Below are 1,569 nucleotides of genomic sequence, written 5' to 3'. Positions count from 1 at the left end.
ATGTCGCACCGCTTGAGGGGGTAGTGCATAATCGCGTAGATATGATCAATAATTTATCGGATGAAGGATTGGGATACCTTGATAAAATTTATAAAATCACAAATGTCAAAGAGCACCCAGTAGGTGAGGTTGCGCATGATGAAAATGGCAATGTCCTCTATTTAACCGATGAAAATGGAGAGTATATAAAAGGCAATGATGGAAAATATATCACTCTGTATCACTTTTTAAAGCCAGAGGAAGAAAAGCATTTACAAAAAGGCCCTAATGGTGCTGTTTATATGTTCTACAATGGCATTTTTAATTCACCAGATGATGCTGCGGGTAATGCTGTCCAATTGGCTGTTAATAAAAATGGTCCCCTTTATTTTACATACTTTCCCCAAGCTGACGATGTGCTGGTAGAATTAGGGGTAGCATTTTATCAAAAGTTTTTTGAAGGGGGCTCTTGGGGGTTGACCAATTCAACCAAAAAGTTCCAAGATTTTATCTATCGTTATGGCAATGACAATGCTATTGTTAGTGGGCATAGCCGTGGTACCATAACAGTAAGCAATGGAGCAAATGACTTGCAAGAACATGGTATCCACGGGGTAGCCAAGAAAACAGACTTCTATCTTGTTGGAGCGGCTGCTCACATGCAATCGATGGCCAATACAGTAGATTATCTAAGCGATGGCGAAAAAAATTATATCTACACACAAGGTCATATGTTAGACCCCATTAGTACAGTGATTGGTTACAATTGGCCTACGGCTTATAAGGCACCTTTAAATCTAGATTTTTCACTTTTGGAGAAAGGTATAAAAAATCCTTTTTATATGACGATATTTGCAGCAAACAGTTTATTTACTATAGCAACTAATCCAATCAGAGAGATGGGGAGAGCGGTCTTGGGCCTTAACCCGATCCCCCATAATTGTTATGCTGATGCGAGTGATGCGTGTAGATGGAATTACGGTTCATTTGATTTTAAAAAACTTTATTCAACGAGAACAGGGAACAAAAAATGAAAATGTTGTTTAATTTATTAAGCCTGCTCATTCTGTTAACGGTTGCTGGATGTGATATTGAAAACATTGATAAACCTCCTCGAGGAGAGACGGCTGTGTGGGAGAAGCTAGGAGCAGATTCTACGGAGGTAGGAAAAGCATTGCTAGAGTGTGGTTTGCCACACCTTAATTATCTTGAGGATGAAGTTCAAAAGTTAAGCAACAATGAGAATGCAACGATTGATGCTTGCATGATCCAAGCAGGATTCCATTATAAAGGGAGAGCTAGCTGGTGCTCTCCTTTTAACGGTAGAGACCTCCCCATTTGTCAGCCTGGTGCTGTCATCCCGAAGAGAAGTGTCGCAAAGCGCTTAAACAGCCCGTTTTGTAAAAAGTACAAAAATGCGGATGAATGCCAACCTTAAGTTTTGCTGTTTGTGACGATCAACAATGCGCCATCCTTGCCTTTGCTTGGAATGGCGCGATTGTTTCCTCACGCACATTATTTAACGGATGAAGAACAACAGAATTTACAAAAAGGTTCTGATGGCAAGGTTCATGTTTTTCTCAATGGTAT

1 protein-coding gene and 1 pseudogene are annotated in these 1,569 nt (G+C 40.0%); both read left to right on the top strand.

Annotated features, from left to right (window positions below; all coding sequences use genetic code 11):
• Positions 1-1,013, top strand: a pseudogene (locus tag ACFINE_RS09680) (filamentous hemagglutinin); the annotation flags it as partial.
• Positions 1,010-1,417: a hypothetical protein gene (locus ACFINE_RS09675; RefSeq protein ID WP_375621884.1), complete on the top strand. Its 408-nt coding sequence runs from the start codon at positions 1,010-1,012 to the stop codon at positions 1,415-1,417. The pseudogene ACFINE_RS09680 and the gene ACFINE_RS09675, both read left to right, overlap by 4 nt.
• The last annotated feature ends 152 nt before the right edge of the window (positions 1,418-1,569 follow it).

It is taken from the genome of Bartonella sp. AA97HXZ (assembly GCF_042196985.1).
GTDB lineage: Bacteria > Pseudomonadota > Alphaproteobacteria > Rhizobiales > Rhizobiaceae > Bartonella.
Note: the sequence above shows the minus strand (reverse complement) of the source record. Positions and strands in the feature narration are given on the sequence as shown.

Bases quoted from the DNA above. Each gene is read 5' to 3' on its own strand.
- ACFINE_RS09675 (WP_375621884.1), top strand. From the start codon at position 1,010: ATGAAAATGTTGTTTAATTTATTAAGCCTGCTCATTCTGTTAACGGTT.